We start from the raw sequence: 14,982 nt of genomic DNA on the forward strand, positions 1-14,982 counted from the left end.
AAATCAAAAAATCCTTTACATGCTATTGATCATCGCTGTACACGCTTGTGAGATGAATTTCTATTGAGCTTATTGTGACCAGGGGTGCCCCTTGCCTGACGACTGCAGCCGAGCAAATACGATTCTGAGTACACTAACGTATTATATTTCTATATAATTGCTTAAAATTACCCAGTATGAACAGCATTCTCCTTCTGGAAGACGATCTGAAACTGGCTTCAGAACTTACATTGTTTCTGGAGGGGGAAGGTTTCCGGTGTACAACAATTCACACAGGCACCGATGTTCTCGGTCATCCCGAAAAGTTTGACTTATACATTCTCGATATCAATGTGCCTGTGCTTGATGGCATGGAGGTTTGCAGGCAAATTCGCAAACGCAATCAGCATAGTGCAATCCTGATGCTCACGGCTTACAGCACAATGGCATATAAACTTCAGTCATTCGATGCCGGCGCCGACGACTACCTCATTAAGCCATTCCATACAGGCGAGTTACTGGTCCGGATAAAAGCCCTGTTAAGAAGGGCTTCGCCGGTTCATTTACAGGAGGAAACAGAAGATACAGGCTTTAAGGTTGGTGACCTGGTGGTGAATACGACAGAAATGAGCGTAACACGGGCCGGCCGGGAAATCATCCTGACCCCAAAAGAATACCGTTTGCTGGAACTTTTGGCTGCAGCAAATGGCAGGATTGTATCCAAGCAGGTCATAGCCGAAAAAGTCTGGGATATCAACTTCGAAACCGGTACAAACACAATTGAAGTTTACATCAATTTCCTGCGCAGTAAAATAGACAAAGACTTTGAAACCAAGCTAATTCATACCCGTCCGGGCTATGGTTATTACCTTAAAGCCAACTCATGACCCTCAAAAAGCGCTTTTCTATTCTGTTCAGTTCGCTGTTCTCGGTACTGGTGGGACTGGTTATGCTGGTAATCTATTATCTGTTTTCTGAATACAGGCAACAGGAGTTTAAAGAGCGGCTGCTGCACCAGGCAGAGAATACCGTAAAATTACTCCTGGAAGTTAAAGAGGTAGATTACCAGACCTTAAAGATAATTGACCGAAATAGTATTAATAAGCTTTTCAATGAAAAGACGCTTGTATTCGATGCCAGCCGTAAGCTCATTTATAGCAGTCTGGACGATGCGGTAATTAACTGGAGCAACCGGGATCTGGATCAAATCAAGGCAAGAGGGGTAACCTATCAGCGCAGCAGGGAATACGATGTACTGGGACTTTACTATCAGTATGCGGGCAAAGATTATTACGTCCTGGTTTCGGCCGAAGATACATATGGCCATACTAAAATTGTCTATCTGCGCTATCTTTTAGTTATTGCTTTTCTGGCCAGCACCTCGCTGATCTGGATACTGTCGTTTTACGTTAGTAAAAAAAGTCTGGCGCCCTTAGACCACTTTAAAGACGAGATACAGGAAATTACTGACAGAAACCTCAATAAACGGTTACCTGCTTATCGCTCAAATGACGAGATCAACGGATTATCCCATTCATTTAACCAGATGATGGACCGGATTGACAAGGCATACCAGAAACAAAAGGCATTTACAGGTAATGCCTCCCATGAGCTTCGCACGCCCCTGGCCCGCGTGCTGATTCAATTGGAAAACATCGGAAAAAGCAGTGCGCTTCCGCCAACAATAAAGCAGAGTCTTTTTGATGCGATTGGTGATCTTTCTGATCTCTCTGAGATCGTCACTTCGCTGTTGCTGCTTTCTGAGATTGAAAACCGGGATACCGGGCTGAAAAAAGTGCGGCTGGACGAGATTATTTTTAACGCCGCTGCAGCCGTATATCGCAACCAGGCCGGTTTAAAGTTTCAGTTTGAAATTGAGCCTGGCAGGGGGGAAAACATAGACCTGGACATTGATGCCGACGAAACACTTTTGCAGATCGCCTTTTACAACCTGATTCGAAACGCCTTTACTTATTCTGATGACGGAACCGTCATATGCACCGTACGTCAGGATGATGCTGCAAAAATTGTCAGCATTATAAACCGGGGCCCTGCACCATCGCCGGATGAGATCGAATCATTGTTCAATACTTTTACAAGAGGAAGCAATGCAGTGAGCAAAACCGGAAGCGGCATCGGTTTAAGTATAGTAAAGCGGATCATGCAGTATCACCATGCAGGCATCCGGTTTGAAGTTCCGGAAAGTAATGTTAACCGGGTTATCGTATCCCTGCCGGGAGTTTAATGATATCTTAAGTCGTTTTTAAGCCTTTTTTAAGCTTGATGCCGAAGCTTTGTGCATGATTTTAAAACTCATGTATAAACGCTGTTATATTTTAATTTCGGCAATATTGCTCTGTTTAACTGCTTCGGCGCAGGAGCGTCTTTCGCTTGCCGCAGCGGAAAGCCTTTTTCAGGCAAAAAGCCTTGTTCTGGTTGCTGAACGGTACAACATTGACATCTACAGGGCACAGGCATTGCAGGCCCGGCTTTGGGAAAACCCATACTTTTCGGCAGAATTCAATGCACTCAATCCCGAGGGAAAAAAGTTGTTTGATGTGGGATCGCAGGGACAGAAAGCGGCAAGTATTCAGCAACTGATCCTGTTAGGCGGCAAACGCTCAAGCCAGGTTAATATGGCGAATGTGAGTACAGCCATGTCGCAGCTGGAATTCGCCGATGTGGTTCGCACGCTCAGATTTCAGCTGCGGACCAGTTTTTTTGCAGTTTATTATGACCGTCTTACGGTAGCGGCTATAGACAAACAACTTGCCAATGTGGATACGCTGATCAGTTCCTATGAAAGGCAAGTAGACAAAGGGAACCTTCCTTTGAGAGACCTGGTCAGGTTACAGTCTCTATACCTCACACTAAAAAACAGCCGTGCAGAACTTGTTGATAATATTGCAGAAGAACAATCGAAGCTGAACACGTTGCTGGCCACCAGCGAAGACATCATTCCGCAGCCTACAGATGCCGAGTCGGCCATCTACCGGGCAGTGCCGGCCTTAACCTTACCGGAACTGCAGGAACTTGCGATCCGCAACCGTCCGGATGTGCAGCTCACCGAAAAGGGCAGCGAGATGGCAGCCTGGAACCTTAAATATCAGCGTGCACAGAACGTACCCGATTTGACAGTTGGTGCCTCTTATGACCAGCGTAGCGGCGCTTTTTCCAATGAGATAAATATAACGGTCGGCATTCCGCTTCCGCTCTGGAACCGTAACCGGGGCAATATAAAGGCAGCAGCTATACAGCGGGTCCAGGCAGAAACTCTGCAGGAGGCAAAAGCTCTGGAGGTTAGAAATGAAGTTGGCCTTGCCTACCGGAAATACCGTGAAGCGCAGCAGAACTTCGAGTTGATCAATTCAGCCAGAACGGCAGATGCAGACACCGTGCTCAATGGCGTTATCAGCAACTTCAGAAAAGCCAACCTCTCCCTTATCGAATTCACCGATTTCATGGAAAGTTATAACCAGCGCCTCACTGAGATAAACCGTATACGCAAATCGGTAGCAAGTACTGCTGAAGAAATTAATTACGCCACGACTTCCAACTTATTCAAATGAAAAAATATACTACCAGTTTTGCTGCGCTGGCAATAGCCGCCGCCGCTTGTACACACCCCAAACTCCAGGAAGAAAAAAAGGAAACATTTGTCCTGAGCGATACCATGCTGAAATCAACGAAGACTGCCCCCGTTGTGCAACAGGTCCTGAAAAACGAATTGCGTTTTTTCGGAAAGATCACGGCAGACAACAATAAGCTCATAGAGATATTTCCTGTGGTTGGCGGGAATGTGGTGAAGGTGCTGGTCGAACTCGGAGATTTTGTACAGAAGGGCCAGCTTCTGGCAACCGTGCGGAGCACCGAAGTGGCCGGATTCGAAAAGGAATTACAGGACGCGGGCAATGATGTACTGATCGGTGAAAAAAACCTCAAGGCTGCACAGGAGCTGTTTGAAGGCCGGCTGAATACAGACCGTGATGTGGCTGAAGCAAAAAGTCAGTTAGAAAAGGCCCGTTCGCAGCTAAACCGGGTTAAAGAGACATACTCGATCTACCACCTGAAACAAGGTTCTACCTACGAAGTGCGCTCGCCGATCAGCGGTTTTATCGTCCAGAAAAATATTAATCAGGATATGCAGTTGCGAAGCGACCGGACTGACAACATATTTGATATTGCCCAGATCGATGACGTTTGGGCACTCGCCAACGTTAGCGAAAGTGATATCAATAAAGTGAAGCTGGGTGTCGATGCGCAGGTCACAACAATCAGTTATGGCGACCGGGCTTTCAGGGGGAAAGTAGACAAAATATTCAATGTTATTGATCCTGATACCAAGTCGATGAAAGTGCGGATCAAACTGGAAAACCCGGGTTATCTGCTCAAGCCTGAAATGCGGGCATCCATCCTGTTAAGCTTTCCTGAAGATCAGAAGATGTTGTCTGTGCCAGCCGGCGCACTCATCTTCGAGAGATCCAGGTATTTCGTCATGGTATTCAAAAGCCGCTACCGTATTGAAACACGCGAGGTAAAGGTTTTCCGGCAGGTTGGGGAAACAGCTTACATCAGCGATGGCCTGAAGGAGGGTGACCAGGTAATCACACAAAACCAATTATTGATTTACGATGCGCTAAATGACTGATCACGATGAATAAGTTTATAAAAAATATTATCGCGTTTTCGCTTAAAAACAGGGTTTTTACTTTCTTCTGGGTGGGTATCCTGGTCATTGCCGGTTTCATCAGCTTTAAAAATATGCCCATTGAAGCATTTCCTGATGTAACGAATACGCAAATTGTTATTGTAACCGAGTGGAATGGAAGAAGCGCGGAAGAAATCGAGCGCTTTGTCACAGCGCCTATAGAGATCGCCATGAATGCCGTCCAGAAGAAGACCAGTGTTCGCAGTGTGACGATGTTCGGCTTGTCTGTAATTAAGATCATATTTGAAGATAACGTAGAAGACTTTTTTGCGCGTCAGCAGGTAAACAACCAACTGCGGAATGTCTCGCTGCCGGATGATGTCGACCCTGAAGTACAGCCGCCATACGGGCCTACGGGCGAAGTTTTTAGGTACGTACTTAAAAGTAAATCGCGCGATACGCGGGAACTTCTTACGCTGCAAAACTGGGTGATTGACCGGAACCTGCGGGCCGTGCCGGGCGTGGCCGATGTGGTCGCTTTTGGCGGCCAGGAAAAAGTTTATGAGATCAATGTTGATCCGAATCGTCTCTCACAATATAACATTACACCCCTTGAGGTATATGAAGCGGTTAACAAAAGTAACCTCAACGTTGGCGGAGATGTGATTGAAAAGAATGGTCAGGCTTATGTGGTGCGTGGAATCGGGCTACTGCAGAGCATAGCAGATCTCGAGAATATCATCGTTGATGAGGCCAACGGCAATCCTATTCTTGTAAAGCAATTGGCGAAGGTTGAGGAAGGCTCCTTAACCCGCGTTGGCCAGGTGGGGCTGAACGATAATGACGATGTTGTGGAGGGAATCGTTGTGATGAGGAAAGATGAAAATCCGAAAGAAGTACTCGAAAGGATCAAATCCAAAATTGAGGAGCTGAACAGCCGTATTCTGCCATCGGATGTGAAGATGGAGACATTTTATGATCGCGATGATCTGATGAATTATACCACAAATACCGTTATGCATAACCTTGTAGAAGGGATCGTGCTGGTAACGGTGATTGTTTTTCTTTTCATGGCCGACTGGCGTACAACACTCATTGTTTCGCTGGTTATCCCGCTGTCGCTGTTGTTTGCATTTCTGTGCCTTAAGTTGAAGGGCATGAGCGCAAACCTGCTTTCTTTGGGTGCTGTCGATTTCGGGATTATCATTGATGGCGCTGTAGTGATGGTAGAAGGGATTTTCGTATCGCTCGATCATTTTGCGCATCGCCATGGTATGGCAAGATTTAACCGGCTCTCAAAAGGCGGACTAATCAAAAAAACAGGCCTTGAAATGGGAAAATCCATTTTCTTTTCGAAGCTGATCATCATCATTGCGCTGCTGCCCATTTTTGCGTTTCAGAAAGTGGAGGGCAAGATGTTTTCGCCCCTAGCCTATACACTTGGTTTTGCTTTGCTGGGCGCGCTGTTATTTACCCTCACGCTGGTGCCGGTACTTTCCCACATGCTGTTGAACAAGAACATCAGGGAGAAAAATAATCCTTTTGTTAATTTCTGGAACCGGATCGTTGAAAGGGGTTTTGCTTTTACCTTCCGGCATAAAAAGGAAAGCATTGCCGTGGCGCTCGCGGTACTGGCCGTTACCCTGTTCTCGTCAAGATTCCTGGGAACGGAATTTCTGCCACAATTAAATGAGGGGGCGCTTTGGGTAGGTGCCGAACTTCCGATGAGCAGCAGCCTGAACGAGACGACAAAAACTGTGACCATGTTACGCAGGGAGCTCAGGGCTTTTGAAGAGGTAAACGATGTGCTGTCGCAGATCGGGCGGAGTAATGACGGAACAGACCCGAACGGCTTTTACTTTGTCCAGATGCAGGTTAACCTGAAACCCAGGGAAGAATGGAAAAGGAAGATCAGTATGGATAGCCTGATTAGCGAAATGGATGTGAGATTGAGTAAGTATCAGGGCATCGTCTTCAATTACTCGCAGCCTATTATAGATAACGTTGCAGAATCAGTTGCGGGAATAAAAGCCGCCAATGCAGTAAAAATTTACGGGGATGACCTTGCAAAACTCGATGTGCTCGCCGATCAGGTCATCGAAAAGATAAAAAACATTGAAGGTGTGAAGGATGTAGGCATTTTACGAAATATCGGTCAGCCTGAAGTGAGTGTTATTCTTGATAAAGAAAAAATGGCTGCTTACGGCGTAACAATTTCAGACGCCCAGGCCGTGCTGGAAATGGCGTTTGGCGGTAAAACAGCAACCATGAAATACGAAGGTGAGCGGAAATTTGAGGTCCGGGTAAGGTATGATCAGGAATACCGCAAAGACGAAAATGATATTGGCGACCTTAAAGTCCCTTCACTCAGCAAAATTAAAATCCCGCTTAAGGAACTCTGCACCATCAGGAAAGTTACCGGCCCGGCTTTTGTCTACCGCGACGACACGAAACGCCTGATTGGGGTTAAATTTTCTGTACGCGGAAGGGATCTTGGAAGCACTATTGCCGAGGCACAGGCAAAAGTAAAAGATATTGCACTGCCTTCGGGATATACCGTGGGGTGGACAGGGGAGTTTGAAAACCAGGTGCGGGCAACGGGCCGTCTGGGTGAAGTCATTCCTGTAAGCCTGATCGGCATATTCGTAGTTCTGTTTATTATGTTCGGTAACATCAAAGATGCCCTGCTCGTGCTGGCCAATGTTCCTTTTGCCCTTATTGGTGGGATCCTGGCGCTGCATCTGACCGGGATGAACTTCGGTATATCTGCGGGCGTAGGGTTTATTGCCTTGCTGGGAATATGCATTCAAAATGGCGTGATATTAATTTCGGAGTTCCATAAAAACCTGCGTAAACACGTTTCGCTTGATGAGGCCATTGTGCTGGCAGTACGAGTCAGGACAAGGCCGGTTGTCATGACCGCCTTAATGGCTTCTATCGGCCTTCTGCCTGCGGCTATTTCTTCAGGTATTGGCTCTGAGTCTCAAAAGCCTCTGGCAATCGTGATCATCGGCGGACTGATCACCGCAACCCTGCTCACGCTGCTGGTATTTCCGGTTATCTTCTGGTTTTTTAACCGGCGGGCTCACGGTCAGATCGTAATGCCAGAGGCTAGTTGATAAAAAGGTATATGTAGTATATACATCGGCACTGGCACGTACCACGCCCAAAATCAACATATATAACGTAAAGCGCCGCAGGTTTGACCGGGCGCTTTAATTATTTGTCATGCAACCTCAGATTGGTGGCCTAACCCCCGGCAGAATTAAGCAATTGCCAGAAGCGGGCATGGAAAAATTCGCTAGTTGGGGGTTGTGAAGGGTTAAATCGCTCATGATGGCAACCGGTTCCCGGCCGGAAGCCCTGGGTCTTGCCAACCGAAGATTGTACGTGCTTTTACTGTTGCGTCGTCGATACAAAATTAGCATCAGGATGTCACCATTCAGCGGGTTTGCTGGTCTGGTTGGTATACATTAAAATTTTAACACATGAAAAAAGTACTATTATCATTGTTTACAACCGCGGCGCTGGCCCTTTCTGCCGCCGCACAAACTGATGCTCCGGTAAGGCTAAGCGTGGGAGCGGATCTGGCAGTGCCCACCGGCAATTTTGCAATATTAAGCGGTGTCGGTTATGGAGGATCCCTCAAAGGTGAATTTAAATTAGCTGAAAAGTTCAACCTGACAGCTTCTGCCGGTTATCTATCCTTTCCTTATAAAGACGTCTGGTCAGACATGGAAGAGGCTTTTGATATTGATTTGGGAAGTATGAACGCGGTACCGGTTAAAGGCGGCGCTAAATACTTTTTTACCAACATGATCTACGGCTCGGCCGAACTGGGAGCAGCCTTTACATCCGGTGCCACGGCCTTTATATATGTGCCTTCTGTGGGTGTTTCGATACCGCTGAAGAAGAACGCGCTGGATGTTGATGCCCGTTACGAATCCTGGTCAAGCGGCGGAACGACCTCCTTTCTTGGCATCCGGGCTGCGTATTCCTTTAGATTATAGTTGTAAAATATTATTGTCCGGTTGAAGCACAAGGCGGGAACTTTAAACTCTTAGACGGTAATGCCGCGTTCAAAACTATAGCCGGTGCTTCAGATCCCACTTCCCGGACTATCGTTCGTGTTATAGAAAAATTACGATTGATTGAAACTAAAAGAGCAATTTCCACATCGGAGATTGCTCTTTTTATGATTGTTAGCTCACTGTTATCCGGTAAAAATTGGCTGAATGAAATAGGATCCTTCTAAGCAGTCTCAAAACAGTATTTGCCTGAGTCTTCTGAATCAAGCCCCCCTGTATTCTATGTGTGCGGGTTTTATGTACAGGCGGTGGTTTTGATGAAGTTTTTGCCTGCTTACTGCCACTGATAGGTGCGAACCGGCCTTGTATCTTCTCGCCGCAGAAAAGTATTAAAAGTCTTGCACTGTTTTAAGGAGGTCGCGAAGAACCAAGGAGGGGAACCAGCCCGGAACGGAATGGCGCAGGGGTAATCCGGGCCTTTTCCCGCCGCCGTCGGACTTTTGATGCTTTTATGCAAGAAGAGATACACAGCCGGAGCGGTTTGCTTCTTTTCCAAGAAAAAGAAGGAGCCCCCGCGGCGATGAGCGGTTCGATACCATAGCCTCACATCTATTGGAAACCAAAGAACTATAGGCTTTCGTAAAACTTTCCCCGGACAACACTGATTGTTAGCTTATGAAGGCGGATAAATCTGAACCTCCATATAGCTTGTTCCTGAAGACTTTAGGTGCTAACCAGAAGTTCAGATAACTGCGGCGATTTGAAACGGCAGTCCGGTTGGCCGACCAGAAAGCGCTGCGCAGGGGGGTGACTCGCTGTAGGGTGTGCTCAGACCGGCTATGCAGTTTCAGTTTCGCAGATATCTGCCAGCGCCCTGAAAAGGTTCATCGGGTATTCTGCGAGCCTGTTACAAAGATAGAGGTACCATTCCTGGCCGTATACATAGTACAACTTTGTACTATATCCTTCCTCATGCAAATCCAGAAGCTGTTGCTGACAGATGCCATACAAGCTTTCAAACTCGTAGTGCGTAGTTAAAGGACGATAGAAATTAACCAGGTTTTTTGCTTCCTGCTGAAGTTGATAGTCATGAGTGGCTATCGAACATTTGTGCTGTGTTTCCAGCAGTTCAGCAATATAATCCAGATATGCATCGTTCAGGGCCTCCCCGCGGGCCATACTCAGGCCGGGCGCTGTGGCGTAAGCGCCTTTGACAATCCGGATCCGGCCTGGAAGATTTTTCAGTTCATCAAAATCATCTCGGGTTCTGTACAGGTAAGCCTGTAAAGTAACGGCCAGTACACCCGTGAGTTTTGCAGCCTCCTGATAGAGGGAAATGATCTTATCGGTTTGCCCGGTTCCCTCGGCACTGAGATTCACCTCGATGCCGTAGCGCTCAGCCTGCCTGCAAATAGCGAGCAGGTTATTGAGACAAAGTTCTGCAGACTGGTTCAGGCCGATGTGGGAAAGATCTAATGATACGGTGGTATGCAGCCCTTCGGCACCAATATGGCCGCAAATGTGCTGAAACTCCCGGGTTGCCAAAGCGGCTTCCTTTTCCGAACCTGCATTTTCGCCGATATATTCAAGAGATGACTTCATTCCGCCGGCCTGCGTTTCGCGGACTTTAACAAGCGCCTGCGCGAGAGTATCGCCGGCAACGTACCGTTGCGCCGCTTTCCATACCACCCGGTATAAAAGCGGATTAGTTAACAGGTAGGCTTTGGCCCTGCTGTCTGTTGCTGCGGCTTTGAGCGCAGCGCTTCCAAGATTTAATAATTCGTTCATTGATAAGATCAGGTATGGGAGTCTCGTGTTAGCGGTTTTGAAGTTGGAAAAATGTTGGTTAGGCTTTGAGTTTTATCAGAGCTGGATGACCCGCTCTCTGACTCTTAAGGTAGCCCTGATATTTTTTCTTGCTCTGCATACCCGTGTCTTCGAAACGCTTTCTGAAATGCCCAGTGTATCAGAAATTTCTTTGTGGGTCAGTCCTTCAATTGCGTAAAGTTCAAAAGGGGTTTTAAGGGTGCCGGGCAGGGTCTTAAGCGCACTGATCAGATGATCCACGTCAGGTGCGCTGTCAATCTGGTGTTTAAATTTCAGCGTCGCTTCTTCAATGGGGGCCGTCACCACCTGCCGTTTGTGCTGATCAACAATGGTAAGCGCAGAATTGATTATGATCCGTTTCATCCAGCCTTCAAAAGAACCGGCACCCGAATAAGTGGCCAGCCTGGCAAAGATTTTTCTGAAACCTATCATGACAATATCCTCTGCTTCCATGTCATCTTTTGCATACCTTAATGCAAGGGCATGCATGACAGGAAAATATCTTGTGAACAATTTTCGTTGTGCGCCGGGCAGCTCCGCCTTACAGCCGGAGATCAGAAAATCCAGCTCCTTGTTATGTCTCTCCACTTTAATAATTGTTTGGTCCTTGCCCGGGTAATTCAGGCGCCACGAAAGTAGGTCTGCCACTGGCCCCCGGCAATCACATATAGATGGGGTTTCTCCTGTTTATTCCCATGAACATGTGATTGTGATCCCCTTGCTGTGAGGATACTTTTGCGGCATAAAAACAATCAAAATGAAATCAAGAATCCTTGTGCTGGCCCTGCTTTTAGCCAGTGCCGCTATTTCCTGTAAGAAAGATCATGCTCCGGATGAGGCCGATTTAAGAAAGTCCAGCTTCGCGTACAGCGGATATAACATTTCGAAAGCCGAAGGCACTCTTGTTATGCGGGAAGGCTATTGCGATTTTACACTGGCCAAACCAGGGGCTGAGCCAGACCAGCCACGAATACAGGTTATCATCCACAGTTTTTCGGGGGTAGGGGAATATGATGTCGCAGATACCGATATCGTTGTCTACGCGAGCGAAGGCACTGAAGAATTGTATTGGAAAAACTTCTCTCCTTATGAAGACAGGCCTGTGGCTGCAGGCAAGATCAAGGTAATAAAATGTGATGAACGGTTTGTAGCCGAAATAGATTGTACGTTGACCAACATTTCAGGCGATCAGGCCCGTACGGTTAAACAAACTGCACTGAAAGCGCGGACTGATCAACGCGTTGTCATGCAAAAGGTAGACTGAGTGCGCGTTGCGCACAAGCAGGGATTCTTTTAAAGTCCGTATTTGATTTGTAATCCAGACTTAAAGACACTCAACAGATTGGGTTTTTTCCAAAGCGCTTCACCAATAAGCTGCGCGTCCGGCCCTGGCAGCTACAGGCTGCAAAAACCGGTATTTATCCGCGATTATATGTATCAACCGGAGAATTACGGAATCCTTGATTTCCTGTGCCAGGCCCGCGAAGATCGCCTCCGGTTCCTGACTTCCTGAAATGCTGCCGTTGTTCTTTTTGGCTTTTAGATTCGATAGGTTTCAGGGCCGGAGGCGATTTTTATAAATAAGCAACGCATGGTACTGCTTTGAATATTGATGTACAAACCTAAACGGTTCTGAAATTGGCCGGTCAGGTGACCTGAAATAGCGGCAGGGCGCCACATGTATCGGGAACCTCGAACGTTTATGCGGTCCTCGCGCGTAGGCGGATTCGAAATAGCCAGAAATTCGAGCTCGCCTGAATGTTCGTTAGCAATCCGGTGTGGCTGACCGGGCGTAATGCCGATGCCCTGCCAGGGATGAAGCTGGGTTTCTGCTTCGTTCACGTAAACGGTAGCGATGCCACGCAGTACATAAAAGAACTGTGCAGCTTCCCTGCGCAGGTGAAGCTGTTCGGTTGCGCCTCCGGGCATAAGCTCTTGTTTACGGACATTTGCCCGGACTCCATCAGCACCCAGGCTTTGCATGCTGCGCCCCAGGTGTAGTGAAAACTATTTTCTTTAGTTACCATGGTCCTTTTTCAGACCAAAAACAGGCGAATCTATTGGTGCTGATTATCACATTTTCCGGGGATTTACTCGCTGCAGGAGCAGCGGCTGGCTGCAGGCTCTTCATTAAATCCCACTTACATGTGATTTATGAGCATTTACCAGGCATCTAATTTTGCGGCCATCAAACAAACACAAATTTCACGTCGTGTGAATCGCAGCATTGCCCTTTCGATATTATCCGTTTCCCTCAGCAAGCTTAGCCAGTTGCAATTGCTGAACGTTTTCAGCAAAAAGGCGCGGAACCGCCGGGCCGGGTTTGTCGAAGAACAACAGTTTTCGCTTTTCGATGACATGACTATTAAATCAAATCTATCATATGTTGACTACACAAGAAGTGACCACGGTACCGGCGCAGGAGGCCGTTAGGGATATCGTGTTAAGGGGCGGGCCGGAGCCTGAAGAATATATTCTCTTTGAAGAATGTCTTGCCGAATTATTTACCGCCGGGCATGGCGAAAGGCCGGCCCAAGTCCTGATGGAAGAATTTATGCCCCATTGTGGTTTTCTGCAGGATAAGTTATCGCTCATGGGGCATATTCGCTGTAAACCCTATGGTTATGCAGGCGATTTTGAGGTGATTGACCGGATTTATCAAAACCAGATCCTGGATCAGAAGTATCAGACCTGGGATCGCTACAGTTTGCAGCACCCGGCAGCGCAGGCGGTCAGAAACAGAAAATCGTACTTTAAAAGCCGGTTAGGGGCGGCGCTTAAAACCGGTGCACCGCATCGACTGCTCAACCTGGCGTCAGGCCCGGCGAGGGATCTGATGGAATTGTATAACGAATTGATCCGCCCTGAGCAGCTCCACACCACCTGTGTAGAAATGGATCCGCAGGCCATCGCCTATGCGCAGCAGCTGAACGCAGGTAACCTGGAACAGATTGAGTTTATCCGGAAAAACGTGTTCAGATACCAGACCGCCGCCAGGTTTGATACCATTTGGTCGGCCGGACTGTTTGATTATTTTAACGACAAGACATTTGTTTTGCTGCTTAGCCGGTTTGGCGACTGGCTGGAACCAGGCGGCGAGATCATTATCGGCAATTTTAACAGTGCATTTAATCCAAGCCGCCTGTTTATGGAAGTATTTGGCGACTGGCACCTGAACCACCGGACTGCGGAAGAACTGATCAGCCTGGCAGAACAGGCGGGGTATGCCCGGGAAAATATTCATATCGGGCGGGAGCCGGAAAATATAAACCTGTTTTTGCATATCAGAAGTTGAGTAAAAACGGTCTGAGTGATCCAGTCATTCTTATCGTGTTAAAGAACCTGTAGCTCACTTAGGTTGGAGCGAGCAGGTAGCAGAAAACCCGCATAACTTCGTTTTGTTATGCGGGTTTTTCAATGGCATTAATGCCTGCCTGTCAGGTGGCGCAGCACGCTGCGTATTTTGAATTTCTATGCGCAGGATGCATCTCGACTCGGGGGAAACGGCACCTGCGGTTGACAGTAGTTAACCAATCGACTAAGCCAGAAACGAAATACAGGGACAAGGTCAGCCATATCCAGGGACGCGTAGCCTTTAGGGATCAAAACAAATGCGTATCGTTAACGAATATCGAAAGCAATCCCGCTTCAATTTCATCCGGCTCAGTTCGCCTGGAACTCGCCGTCAGCATTGATCGTTATTGCATCGCTGAGTAAGGGTGCAGGGAATTGTTCACCGATCTTAAAAGCCTTACGGCTGATGGTACCAGTCACCTTGTAGCCGGCGCTTTGTTTTTTGTTAACAGGATTCTGCGCCGTCCCAATGTACAGCAGATCGAGCGTTACCGGTCGGGTCAGCCCGTGCAGTGTCAGATTGCCTCTGAGCTTGTACCTGTTTTTGCCGGCCGGCTTTAGGCCTGTACTTTCGAAAGTTATCTCCGGAAACTTCTCAGCATCCAGGAAATCCGCAGATTTCAGGTGAAGATCTCGCTGCTCGACCCGGGTATCGATGGATGCTACTTTAGCCGTTAGCTTGATGCTGGCATCACTGAGATCTGTTTTAACAGTTCTGATGGTCGCATGAAAATCGTTGAACGTTCCAGAAACATCCGAAATACCCATGTGGGTCACTGTAAAAACAAGCTGCGAATGTGCGGGGTCATTTGTCCATATTTTTTCGGTAAAGGTAAAAGCGGTCAGCGCGATGAATGCCGCTGCTGTCAAGATTAGTCTTTTCATAATGAAGTAAGTTTTCAGAATTCCGAATATCTGTTTTCAGTGCCTGAATAAAGATGACATTTATTGCAAAACGAGGTAGATATAAGTCGACTGAAGCTGGCGGTGGCCCGGAAGGCCGCGAAGATTGCCGATCTGTTCTTCAAATAGCCGTTTTGCCCGAACAAGTCGCCGGGCAGTCCGGCCCCATCGTCTCCTTGTCGCACCGCTATCCCGGTCTTATAAATGCATTCCTGTTTTCATGAAGCTGATCACTGACGGCAG

Annotated in this window: 13 protein-coding genes; 9 read left to right on the forward strand and 4 right to left on the reverse strand. The window is 47.5% G+C overall.

Translation table 11 applies throughout. From position 1 onward, the window contains the following. Window positions 1–176: 176 nt before the first annotated feature. The 6 genes from EJV45_RS06045 (at window position 177) to EJV45_RS06070 (ending at window position 8,637) form a co-directional block, all read left to right on the forward strand. Window positions 177–866 carry a response regulator transcription factor gene (locus EJV45_RS06045; RefSeq protein ID WP_129714771.1) on the forward strand — a complete coding sequence of 230 codons (690 nt, stop codon included), beginning with the start codon at window positions 177–179 and terminating at the stop codon, window positions 864–866. Beyond that, entirely contained in the window at window positions 863–2,224 is a 1,362-nt protein-coding gene (locus tag EJV45_RS06050; protein ID WP_129714772.1) for an ATP-binding protein, read from the forward strand. Before EJV45_RS06045 ends, EJV45_RS06050 begins: the two co-directional genes overlap by 4 nt. 70 nt (window positions 2,225–2,294) lie before the next feature. Next, on the forward strand, window positions 2,295–3,548 hold the full coding sequence (locus tag EJV45_RS06055) for a TolC family protein (RefSeq protein WP_165305000.1): 1,254 nt from the start codon (window positions 2,295–2,297) through the stop codon (window positions 3,546–3,548). Then, window positions 3,545–4,627: an efflux RND transporter periplasmic adaptor subunit gene (locus tag EJV45_RS06060; protein ID WP_129714774.1), complete on the forward strand. Its 1,083-nt coding sequence runs from the start codon at window positions 3,545–3,547 to the stop codon at window positions 4,625–4,627. Before EJV45_RS06055 ends, EJV45_RS06060 begins: the two co-directional genes overlap by 4 nt. A gap of 5 nt (window positions 4,628–4,632) precedes the next feature. Then, a complete protein-coding gene (locus EJV45_RS06065; protein ID WP_129714775.1) occupies window positions 4,633–7,746 on the forward strand; it encodes an efflux RND transporter permease subunit in 3,114 nt (1,037 codons plus the stop codon). 369 nt (window positions 7,747–8,115) lie between these two features. After that, window positions 8,116–8,637, forward strand: coding sequence for a hypothetical protein (locus EJV45_RS06070; protein WP_129714776.1), 522 nt, complete (start codon window positions 8,116–8,118; stop codon window positions 8,635–8,637). An 855-nt stretch (window positions 8,638–9,492) separates the two neighbouring features. On the opposite strand, the gene EJV45_RS06075 is transcribed toward EJV45_RS06070, so the two are convergent. Both EJV45_RS06075 and EJV45_RS06080 read right to left on the reverse strand, forming a co-directional pair. After that, the gene (locus tag EJV45_RS06075) at window positions 9,493–10,443 is read right to left on the reverse strand and encodes a proline dehydrogenase family protein (protein WP_129714777.1); all 951 of its coding nucleotides are present in this window, start codon (window positions 10,441–10,443) and stop codon (window positions 9,493–9,495) included. 75 nt (window positions 10,444–10,518) lie between these two features. Continuing rightward, window positions 10,519–11,070, reverse strand: coding sequence for an RNA polymerase sigma factor (locus EJV45_RS06080; protein ID WP_129714778.1), 552 nt, complete (start codon window positions 11,068–11,070; stop codon window positions 10,519–10,521). A gap of 169 nt (window positions 11,071–11,239) precedes the next feature. Between EJV45_RS06080 and EJV45_RS06085 the strand changes: the two genes are divergently transcribed. Continuing rightward, window positions 11,240–11,746: a hypothetical protein gene (locus EJV45_RS06085; protein WP_129714779.1), complete on the forward strand. Its 507-nt coding sequence runs from the start codon at window positions 11,240–11,242 to the stop codon at window positions 11,744–11,746. Between the two features lie 275 nt (window positions 11,747–12,021). On the opposite strand, the gene EJV45_RS06090 is transcribed toward EJV45_RS06085, so the two are convergent. Then, entirely contained in the window at window positions 12,022–12,411 is a 390-nt protein-coding gene (locus EJV45_RS06090; protein WP_165305001.1) for a cupin domain-containing protein, read from the reverse strand. 225 nt (window positions 12,412–12,636) lie between these two features. Between EJV45_RS06090 and EJV45_RS06095 the strand changes: the two genes are divergently transcribed. Beyond that, on the forward strand, window positions 12,637–12,915 hold the full coding sequence (locus tag EJV45_RS06095; protein ID WP_129714781.1) for a hypothetical protein: 279 nt from the start codon (window positions 12,637–12,639) through the stop codon (window positions 12,913–12,915). After that, the gene (locus EJV45_RS06100; protein WP_129714782.1) at window positions 12,866–13,777 is read left to right on the forward strand and encodes a class I SAM-dependent methyltransferase; all 912 of its coding nucleotides are present in this window, start codon (window positions 12,866–12,868) and stop codon (window positions 13,775–13,777) included. Before EJV45_RS06095 ends, EJV45_RS06100 begins: the two co-directional genes overlap by 50 nt. Before the next feature lie 368 nt (window positions 13,778–14,145). On the opposite strand, the gene EJV45_RS06105 is transcribed toward EJV45_RS06100, so the two are convergent. Further along, window positions 14,146–14,721 carry a YceI family protein gene (locus EJV45_RS06105; protein ID WP_129714783.1) on the reverse strand — a complete coding sequence of 192 codons (576 nt, stop codon included), beginning with the start codon at window positions 14,719–14,721 and terminating at the stop codon, window positions 14,146–14,148. Between the last annotated feature and the right edge of the window lie 261 nt (window positions 14,722–14,982).

Source organism: Pedobacter sp. SYP-B3415 (assembly GCF_004138205.1).
In the GTDB taxonomy this organism is placed as follows: domain Bacteria; phylum Bacteroidota; class Bacteroidia; order Sphingobacteriales; family Sphingobacteriaceae; genus Pedobacter.